10 protein-coding genes are annotated in these 9,015 nt (G+C 67.3%); 8 read left to right on the forward strand and 2 right to left on the reverse strand.

The window, feature by feature from the left end; all coding sequences use genetic code 11:
• Positions 1–202: 202 nt before the first annotated feature.
• The 7 genes from AB1578_19170 (at position 203) to AB1578_19200 (ending at position 5,798) form a co-directional block, all read left to right on the forward strand.
• Positions 203–460, forward strand: coding sequence for a ribbon-helix-helix protein, CopG family (locus tag AB1578_19170; protein MEW6490016.1), 258 nt, complete (start codon positions 203–205; stop codon positions 458–460).
• A gap of 1 nt (position 461) precedes the next feature.
• Entirely contained in the window at positions 462–872 is a 411-nt protein-coding gene (locus AB1578_19175) for a PIN domain-containing protein (protein ID MEW6490017.1), read from the forward strand.
• A 239-nt stretch (positions 873–1,111) separates the two neighbouring features.
• A complete protein-coding gene (locus AB1578_19180; protein ID MEW6490018.1) occupies positions 1,112–1,840 on the forward strand; it encodes a hypothetical protein in 729 nt (242 codons plus the stop codon).
• Between the two features lie 140 nt (positions 1,841–1,980).
• On the forward strand, positions 1,981–2,370 hold the full coding sequence (locus AB1578_19185; GenBank protein ID MEW6490019.1) for a DUF4280 domain-containing protein: 390 nt from the start codon (positions 1,981–1,983) through the stop codon (positions 2,368–2,370).
• Between the two features lie 63 nt (positions 2,371–2,433).
• Positions 2,434–3,144, forward strand: a complete 711-nt coding sequence (locus AB1578_19190; GenBank protein MEW6490020.1) for a peptidoglycan-binding domain-containing protein — start codon at positions 2,434–2,436, stop codon at positions 3,142–3,144.
• 18 nt (positions 3,145–3,162) lie between these two features.
• Positions 3,163–4,899: a hypothetical protein gene (locus tag AB1578_19195; GenBank protein ID MEW6490021.1), complete on the forward strand. Its 1,737-nt coding sequence runs from the start codon at positions 3,163–3,165 to the stop codon at positions 4,897–4,899.
• Between the two features lie 89 nt (positions 4,900–4,988).
• On the forward strand, positions 4,989–5,798 hold the full coding sequence (locus AB1578_19200; GenBank protein ID MEW6490022.1) for a hypothetical protein: 810 nt from the start codon (positions 4,989–4,991) through the stop codon (positions 5,796–5,798).
• 39 nt (positions 5,799–5,837) lie between these two features.
• Here the strand turns inward: AB1578_19200 and AB1578_19205 are convergent, their stop codons facing one another.
• Positions 5,838–6,227 (reverse strand): carboxypeptidase-like regulatory domain-containing protein, encoded by a 390-nt coding sequence (locus AB1578_19205; GenBank protein MEW6490023.1) that lies wholly within the window; start codon positions 6,225–6,227, stop codon positions 5,838–5,840.
• A 159-nt stretch (positions 6,228–6,386) separates the two neighbouring features.
• A complete protein-coding gene (gene tssI, locus AB1578_19210; GenBank protein ID MEW6490024.1) occupies positions 6,387–8,408 on the reverse strand; it encodes a type VI secretion system tip protein TssI/VgrG in 2,022 nt (673 codons plus the stop codon).
• 164 nt (positions 8,409–8,572) lie between these two features.
• On the opposite strand from tssI, the gene AB1578_19215 reads away from it, so the two are divergent.
• On the forward strand, positions 8,573–9,015 hold a 443-nt coding region (locus AB1578_19215; GenBank protein MEW6490025.1), incomplete at its 3' end, for a type VI secretion system contractile sheath small subunit.

Here is a 9,015-nt window from a genome sequence, read left to right on the forward strand (position 1 = left end):
CGAGGCCGAAAGCGGTGAGGTTCGGCGCGCCGGCTCCCTCGGCTACGCGGCCTCCGAACATCGCGGATTGCGGGGCGGAGCGCAAGGGCTCCCGGACCCTGCTTGCCACCCGGGTGGTGGATCGTGGTCCAGGGCTCTCCTTGACCGTGCAATGCACGAGCCGTATCATTGCACTGCATCCATCTCGCAGGAGGCGGTCTTCATGCGCACACAAGTGACGGTCAGGCTCGGCGACGAGATCGCAGAAGGGCTCGCCGCCGCCGCCAAGAAGCTCCACGTGAAGCGCTCCGAGGTGGTTCGCCTCGCCCTGGAGCGTTTCATCCGGGAAGAGGACGCCGAGGCGGAACCCCGGCCGTATGACCGGGTGAAGGACCTCCTCGGCTCCCTTGCCAGCGGGGTGCCGGATCTGGGAGAGGCCCACCGGGAGCACCTGCGCGCGAAGTTCCGCCGCGATGGTTGAGATGCTCCTCGATACCGGGCCGTTCGTGGCCCTCCTCGACCGCAGCGAGAAGAACCACGACGCCTGCCTCGGCGCTTTTCAGGACTTCAGGGGCCGGCTCCTCACGACCGAACCGGTCTTGACGGAGACCCTCTACCTGCTGGGCCCCGCCTTTTCCCTCCAGAAACCGGCCCTGGAGTTCATCCTTAGCGGCGGAGCCGAGCTCGCTTCGCTGACGACGAAGAGTCTGCGCCGAGCAATGCAACTGATGGAGAAGTACGCCGACGTTCCCATGGATTTCGCCGACGCGACCCTCGTCGCCCTGGCGGAGGAGACCGGAATCCACCGCGTGTTCACTCTCGATCGGCGGGGCTTCTCAGCCTATCGGGTCGGCTCTCGCAAGAGCTTCACCATCGTTCCCGGCCCCGCCTGAAGTCCGGCCCGGCCCCGGTCACCCCCCCTGGCCCGCCCAACGCATAGGCGCAACGCTCTCCTGCAACTACGGCGCCCAACGAGGCGTTTGAGCCCGCCCGACACGGATGAAAATGCCGGCGCCGGAAGTGGTTTGCGAACCTACAGGGTTTGCGCTAGCCTCCCCACCGTAGGTCCACGCAGCCCTTCCCCGTCCGCCGGCACCAACCCAGGCGGAATGAGCGCGAGAGGGACACCACCGTGAGCCCCGAATCGGTCGTGACGACCGGCCCTTCTCGGTCCCTGTCTCCCCTGGGACTGGAAGAAGAACTGCCGTCCGATCCCGTCCGGCACGGTTTCGCGGCCGGCACACAGGCCGCCGCGCCCCAGGAGCCGAGCACCCCCCGGACCGCAGCGGGCAAGATCGTGAAGACCTACGCCGCGGGCAAGGTGGGAATCGTCTTCTGGCACGGTGTGGCGTCCATCAACGAGAAGCAAGGGGTTGCCTGGATTCGCACGCAGTTTGGCCAACCCAATGCCAGCGCCTACGTCGAGGTCAGCTACGATGTCTCGTTTCCCGCTCGTCCGCCAGCGAGCGGGCGCAACGCCGACGAGGTCTTCTGGGCCTTGGCCGAGCTGAAGATTTCCTCCATCTACCTGCCTCGGGAGGTCGTGGGCAAGGGGGGCAATCTCGAGAAGGCCCGCCAACGGCTCCTGGAACACGAACAGGGCCACGTGAGGGAAGCGCTCGACGCCCTCGCCAACTACTTCCCGGGTCTGGGCTTCGATGGGTTCGACAACCAGTCTGCGCTCACCTACGACGAGTTCCAGAAGCGGGTGCAAGAGAGCGTGGAGAAGAGCGGGGCCGTCCTCGAGGCATCCGCCGAAGACTGGGACAAGGAGGACCTGGACCGGATGAACCGGGAGATCAAGGACCTGGGGGTCTCCATGCCGATCCAGCCCGCGCCGCCGGGCGACAAAAGGTCCTGAGCGGTCCACGACCTTTGGTCGCCTCGAGGGATGTAGCGCAACGCGTTCCCCCTTACCCCAGGCCCCTCCCCTATCGGGGGCGAGGCGTTTCCAGAACGACGGTTTCGTTATAGGAAGCAGGAAGGAGGGAGGTTTCGCGCATGGGGAGTCTCGTGGCCACGGGGGCGATGCTCAAGTGCAGCTTCGGGATGGCGCCTGCCGCCCTCCTGGCCCTGCCAACCCATCGCGTCTTCGCGGAGGGCGTGCCGGCGGCCACCGTGATGGATCACAAGCCCGTGGTCAACGTGCCGTCCTTCGGCGCCTGCACCAGCCTCACGAACCCTACGGTAGCCTCCGCCACGGCGGCCGCCTCCGGGGTCCTCACCCCCATGCCCTGCGTCCCCGCCACCCCCGCGCCCTGGGTCCCCGGCTCCCCCACCGTCACGATGGGCGGCTTCCCTGCCCTCAACCCCGCGAGCACGTGCTCCTGCGCGTGGGGAGGGATCATCTCCGTGGCGATGCCGGGGACGGTAACGATCCAGGTGGCGTGAGTGTTCTAGGAGAGGATCCTGGATGACCTACGGGGAGCAACCCATGGTGCAAGGGAGTCGGTCATGAGCAGCACCCACGTGGTCCGGCAGGGGGAGTGTATGTCGAGCATCGCCGACGGATACGGCCATTTCTGGGAGACGCTCTGGAACCATCCCGACAATGCGGCGCTGAGGCAGCGGCGACAGGATCCCAATGTGCTCCTGCCCGGCGATACCGTGAGTGTGCCCAAGCGGGAGAAGAGGGAGGTGAGCGGTGCTACGGAGGCGCGACACCGCTTTAGGAAGAAGGGGGTTCCGGCCCGCATCCGGCTCAAGATCATGCAGGAGCCCCCACAGGAATCGGGCGACACCCAGGAGTCGGGCGACGTGATCCGGAGCTCCGCCCAGGCCCCGAAGGACGAGGTGCGCGCCGACCTGCCCTATCGGCTGGAGATCGATGGTCAGCTGACCGAGGGACGAACCGACGGGGAGGGAATGATCGAGGTGGCCATCCCGCCCGGCGCTCGAAGCGGCAAGATCATCCTGGAGCCGGACACGACGCGAGCCCGGGAGATCCCCCTCATGCTGGGCTCCCTGGACCCCATCAGTGAAATCCGCGGGGTCAAGCAGCGGCTGGCAAATCTCGGGTTCGACTGCGGCAGTTGCACCGACGACGAACTGACGGAAGGGGTCGAGGCGGCCTTGCGCTTTTTTCAGGAAGAGTATGAGCTCGATGTAACCGGCGCAGTGGACGGAGCCACCAGGGACAAGTTGAAGCAGGTGCACGGAAGCTGAACGGCAGGGGAGGAGACGATGCCGGCGGACGAGAGGGTGCGGATCACCTTTCGAAGGGTGTTTGTTCGGAGGGACGCGGATACCTTCGGCTCAGGCGAGTGGTATTTCCACGCGTCGGTTGACGGCTCGAACGTCGGCAATCGCAGGCAGATCTTCGACGCGGTGGAGCAGCGCTTCATCGACTTCCGACCGGCTGAGTGGCGGACGACGGTCAACGTGCGGGACGGCCACCAGATCCGTCTGCGTTTCGCCGCCTACGACGAGGACGCGATCAACGACGACCGCCTCGGCACCGTCGATCTCCCCCTCCACCCGCTGCGCCAAGGGTTGTGGCGGCGCTCCACCCGCTACTACACGGTGGAGTGGATGGTGGAGCTCTCGGTGCTGGGCAGCTTTACCCGCCACGCGCCGGAAACCGTGTTTGCCACCCGCCAGCACAACGGCAGCGTCACCTGCACGACGGTGTCGGGCACCACCGAAGAGGCACGCTTCGAGATCTGTCCGGTGCGGCCGGTGCCGCCCGATCCTTCCCTGCCCCGGCGGCCGCCCCTGTCCGCCTCCGCCGCCCTGCTCCCGGCCGAGCGCTGTGCAGACCTCAACGTCATCCGGCCGACAGACGATATCAACATCATTCCCAACCCGGCTGTGATTCCCGTCCTGGCTCCAGCGGACGCAACTCCTCAGAGCGCGGCCCGCGTCGAATACACCTACTATCACCCTGGCTCGCTCAACTTCACCGACGACGATCCCCGGCTCGAATGGAGCGTGGTGTCGGTGGCCGGCGGCGGCGCCGTTGCCTTTGTCGGGCAGCCCCGGGGGCGGCGGGTGCTCGTCTACGGCACCCACGCGGGCGAAGTGCGGCTCGAGGTGCGCTTTCAGGGGGCGCTCTGTGCCCAGTATCGGGCCCTGGTGCGCGCCATCCGGCAGATCCCCTTTCGAGCCAACATCCTCAACGGCCCGACTGCCGCCAGTCAGCCGCGGGCGACCCCGGACGACGTCCGCGCCCATCTCGACATCGTCAACCGGATCCTGCGCCAGGTGGCCCTGGAGCTTGTGCCCGACGCCAATACCACCCGAACCGACAGCGCCACGGCAACGGGCCACAGCGGTATCTTCCGCATTCGCGTGCCTGCCGGACGGACGCGAAACATTCCCGACACCGGCTTTGCCGCCGCCACCAGGCTCAACTACCGGCAGGGAGTGTTTAACTTTGCCTACATCCGTTCCGATGCGGGCGGCAACCTCGGTGCGGCCACGGATTACCCGGCCAATGCGGCGGGAAACACCATTACCGACAACGGCAGTCCGTCCAGCTCGTGGATACAGCCCTCCGGAGTCGATCCGGACGGTGCGGCCGGCACCGTCACCATGAATCTGCTCGCGGCCCGGGAGCGCAACACCGCCACCTTCCCGCGGCTTGCCGCCATGTACGTCACCGACGCCAACGGAGATCCGGCCAATGCCGCGGCCCAGTTCACCTATGCCGGCACCATTGCCCACGAGCTGGGCCACGTACTGGCCCTCGGCCACCGGGTGGAAGGGGTGCCGGAGAGCGCGCCCGGCGCCGGCGACCAGCGGGACATGACCGCGGCGGACGCCGCCGCCTCGCTCGTGGCGGGAGGCATTTTCTGGGACGGCCTGCTCGTGCCCCCGGGGGAAAACGTCATGCACTGGATCAATCCCACCACCCAGGCCCAGGACTTCGACATCATCCAGGCCCGGGCCATGCACCGAAGCCCGGTGGTGCCGCCGTGACCCCCCTGTGTCTGCTTGCCCTTGCCTTCCTGCTGCCGCCAACGCACGCCCTCGCCGGCGCAGCACCAAACCAGGAAACGGTGATCGCCATGACCGCAAATGACGTGCAGGCACTCCCTCCCGAGAAACAGGTCATCCGGGATGCCATGGCCCTGGCCCGCAGTCTGCGAAACGAGGACCACGCCCTGCTGCTGGCCCGGCTTGCCTCTTCGAAGTTCCTGGCGGAGCTCGATGACGAGGAGGCCTATCGGGGCCGGCCCGAGCGGTTGCGTCTGCGCCGCGTTCTGGATGAGTTGACGCGCAATCCCATGGACAGCGCACGCGACATCCTGGTGGACCTGACGACCAACCAGGCGTTTCTGGCGGAAGACGCCCGCGTCGACCTGCTCATCAAGGCCTGCGCCGCGATCAGGCCGCCTCCGCCCCAGGTCGTGGCGCTCTGGCACCGATACTGGCAGCCGGAGGATGGTTTTTCCAACCTGACGGCGGCGGCGGTGGTGCAGAACGGCGACCCGGCGGCGATCGCCCTGCTGGAGGCGAAGCTGGCGGCGCCGGAGTTCGACATGGAGGAGAAGCTACACTGGCTGCGCGGGCCGGTGCTGAGCCATCGACTCGACCTGCCCCTGCTCCTGGCCTGCGAGCGGATGCTCGCGGTCGGGCTCCCCGGTGAGCTGCCCGTCCGGCTCGTGGAAGCCCTTTTCGATTACCGGCCAGGGGAGTGGTATCTCCCCTCGGTGCCCTACAATCCGCCGTTGTTGGAGACGGCGGGAGAGGCGGCCCTGCGGCAGGTGGAGCGCGTCGGCCGGCTGGCGCTGGAGCGCGTCACCCTGGACGCCCACCTGGAGGCCCGAGTCAAAGAAACCCTGGAGCGGGTGGAAGTCCTGCTGGAGGGCAGATAGAGGGCTACGGGACCGAACGAGCGGGGTAGCGCACGTCCGTCACGACCGGGGCTCCCACGCATCCTTGTCCAGGTCCGGAAACGTCACCCGGCACGTCCCGGGATCGATTCCCTCGACCCTCGCCAGCCCCTTCTCGTCGAGGGTGCCGCTGGCAACCGACCCGTCCGGCAGGTTGATTTCGTACTTCTCGCCCGGTACCGGCTGGTCGTCTTCGTCCACGAGCTCGATCTCGATCCAGCTCGTCTTGCCGTCGTCCTCTCCGGCCATGTGGGGCTTGGCGGGAGTAGCGCCGTACTTCCCCTCGCCCTTTTCCCGCTGCGCGGCCTTGGCCTGCTCCACCTCGCCGGGGTCTGCCGAATCGGCGTCCTCGGCGGCCTTGGGCGCGGCGGGGGCGACGGCCTTGGGGGCCTTTCCGGACCTAGGGTTCACGCGCCACCTCCCATCAGTGCCTGTGAAACCATCTGCCGCGCGACCGGATTGCTTCGTCGCGCACTCCCTCACTCCCCGCCTATCTACTTGATATGTCTCGTCGTTCGATCATGCGCGCCTCGCACTCCGGTCTGCTCGCGACGATGCTTTCACGGGCTCTCAGTTGAGCTTGATCACTCCGCCCTCGACCTTGACGATGCTGCCCTTGACCTCGGCCACTCCAGGGGTCTCGAGGGTCGCCTTGGCCCCGCCCTTGACCTGCACCGTGGCTCCGGCGTCGACGATCACCTGCCCCGGGGTCCCGATCTTGATCCCGCCGGCTTCAATGGCGATGTAGGAGCCGCCCACCTTCACGGTGACGTTGCCCGCCCCCTCGATGACGATGTTGGCGGCCTTGACGTAGTAGTCTCCCCCCACCTGGTGGCCGTGGGCCCCCTTGAAGACCTCGGCCACGTCCCCGCCCACCGTGACCGAGAGGCTCTTGTCGATGCCCACCGCCTGCTTGCCCCCCACCTTGAGGTGGCGGTCGCCCCCGATCTTTTCGTAGTGGTGGCTGTCGACGGCCTCGTGGCGCTCGTTTTCCACGTGCTCGCGCTTGTCGTTTCCCACGACGAGGTGGCGGTCGTGGCCCACGGTCTCGAACCGGTCGTTCTTGATGCGCACGTCCAGGTTCTTCTCGCCGTGGAGGAAGACCTGCTCCTCCCCCTTCTTGTCTTCGAACCGAAGCTCGTTGAAGCCTCCCCCGCCCTTGCTCGAGTTCGTCTTGAGCGCCGTGACCGTTGCATGGGCGGAGGGGTCGTAGGGAGGCAGGCAGGACTCGTTGTACACCTGGCCGGTAATGAGGGGGCGGTCGGGGTCGCCCTCCAGGAACTCGACGATGACCTCGGTTCCCATGCGCGGGGTCTGAAGGCTCCCCCACCGTTTGCCCCCCCATCCCTGCCCCACCCGGATCCAGCAGGTGCTGTCTTCTCCCTTCTTTTCGCCGTCCCGGTCCCAATGAAAGCGCACCTTCACCCGGCCGTACTTGTCGGACCAGATCTCCTCGCCGTCCTTTCCCACGACGACGGCGGTCTGGGGCCCCTGGACCAGGGGCTTCCGGGTCAAGCGGGGGGGTCGGTAGGGCTGGCGGCTCTCGACGGCCGTGAAGCGGCAGATGAAGGCACTCGCTCCCCGATCCCCTCCGCCACCGGACTCGTACTCCGGGCTGGAGATCTCATGGGAGGTGGAGCAGATGAGATACTCCCGATTCTGGTCCGCCCGGGGATGGCTCGCAAGCTCCATGAGACCGCCCGCGGTGAGGCCGCGGGCGTAGCTTCTGCCCTGGAGCCGCTCGTGCTGCGCCTGGAGCTCCTCGATCCGGACCCGGGCACACCGCTCCCCCTCGCCGTACTCGGCATATTCGCCCGGAAAGTCGTACACCTCGAACTCGGCGCCCGCGTGGTCGCGGGCGACGAGCGAGCGGGTGTGCAGGTCTTCCTTGGGCTTCTGGAAGTTGTAGTCCACGAGCGCGAAGGCGCCGGGCTGTACCTCCCGCGAGATGAGCCACTCGTGCACCGCGTCCTCCGGTACGCCCGCCTCAGTCCGTTGATGGAACGAGAGGGTCTCGTACCCCGGGGTGCGCTTGTGCGCCCCGTAGGAGTCGGCCAGCACCAGCGTGTGCTTTCCGTTTTCGTGTTTGAAGTAGTAGTAGATCCCCTCCTGTTCCAGGAGCCTGCTGATGAAGTTGAAGCTCGTCTCACGGTACTGGACGCAGTATTCCAGGGTTCGGTACGACTCGTTGAGCATCTCCTCGAAGTCCGTGAAGCCAAAGCGCCGAAACACCCCTTTGACGATCTCTGGGACGGTCTCGTTCTGATGGATGCGGCAATCCGCCGTGCGCGTGAGGAACCAAAGCCATGGGCGCAAAGTCGCCTGGTACCAGGGATGCCGGCCCAGGTGCCCGGCCTGCCGGAAACGGCTGACGAATCCGTTGAAGTACCGAACACCGCCCGCGGGAAGCTCGAGTCTCACCGTGAGATTCTGGCCGAGGATCTTCTCGAAGGGGATCTCCGGGTCGGTCCCGAGGAGATCCAGGTGGTACTCGAAGAGGCGACCGAGCTCCTCCGCCCCGGTCATCCGGTGGAAGAGAAGCGCCCCCTCCCCCAGGGGGGTGGTGACCTGGACCTTCCTTGCCGCGTCCATTCGCGTTCCTACCTCCCTGCTCGGCCGGGCAACTGAACTCGGCGACGGCGCTCGGGCCGCAACGGTCTCCCGTTTAGCACGGGCTCCGGGCGTGTCAAGGCCGGTTTCGCGACGGGCTTGCCGGGAAAGGGAGGAGAAGTATCCTTCGGGCCGAGGAGGCTCCCATGCCGGCTGAGCTGGAGTTCGAGGTGCGCTTTCCGCGATCCGCAGCCCAGGGGAAACGCCCCGCGGGTCGGGGCCCGTTCCGGATCCTGGTGCTCGGGGACCTGGGGGGGCGGGGGGATGGGGATGCCGGTGCCCTGGCCGGCCGCAGGCCGGTGGCCGTAGACGGCGACTCGTTCGAGACCGTGATGTGCGGCTTCGGCCCCGGGCTTCACCGGCCCGGTCCCGGCCTCCCGGCCTCGGAGCTCGCCTTTCGGGGCCTCGGCGACCTTCACCCCGACCGCCTCCTGGAACGCGTGCCGGTCTTCGAGCCGGTGCGGGAGCTGCGGCGGCAGCTCACCGCCCCCGCCACCTTTGCCGCTGCCGCGGAAGAGCTTCGAAGCCTGCTCCGGGTCTCGGCGCCCGCACCGGAGACTCCCAAGCCCCGGGAGGACGACGCGGCGAC

It is taken from the genome of Thermodesulfobacteriota bacterium, assembly GCA_040756475.1.
In the GTDB taxonomy this organism is placed as follows: domain Bacteria; phylum Desulfobacterota; class Deferrisomatia; order Deferrisomatales; family JACRMM01; genus JBFLZB01.

What these genes read in the sequence shown, in the direction of transcription:
- AB1578_19170 (MEW6490016.1), top strand. Translation starts at nt 203, where the DNA reads ATGCGCACACAAGTGACGGTCAGGCTCGGCGACGAGATCGCAGAAGGG.
- AB1578_19175 (MEW6490017.1), top strand. Translation starts at nt 462, where the DNA reads ATGCTCCTCGATACCGGGCCGTTCGTGGCCCTCCTCGACCGCAGCGAG.
- AB1578_19185 (MEW6490019.1), top strand. Translation starts at nt 1,981, where the DNA reads ATGGGGAGTCTCGTGGCCACGGGGGCGATGCTCAAGTGCAGCTTCGGG.
- AB1578_19190 (MEW6490020.1), top strand. Translation starts at nt 2,434, where the DNA reads ATGAGCAGCACCCACGTGGTCCGGCAGGGGGAGTGTATGTCGAGCATC.
- AB1578_19195 (MEW6490021.1), top strand. Translation starts at nt 3,163, where the DNA reads ATGCCGGCGGACGAGAGGGTGCGGATCACCTTTCGAAGGGTGTTTGTT.
- AB1578_19200 (MEW6490022.1), top strand. Translation starts at nt 4,989, where the DNA reads ATGACCGCAAATGACGTGCAGGCACTCCCTCCCGAGAAACAGGTCATC.
- tssI (MEW6490024.1), bottom strand. Translation starts at nt 8,408, where the DNA reads ATGGACGCGGCAAGGAAGGTCCAGGTCACCACCCCCCTGGGGGAGGGG.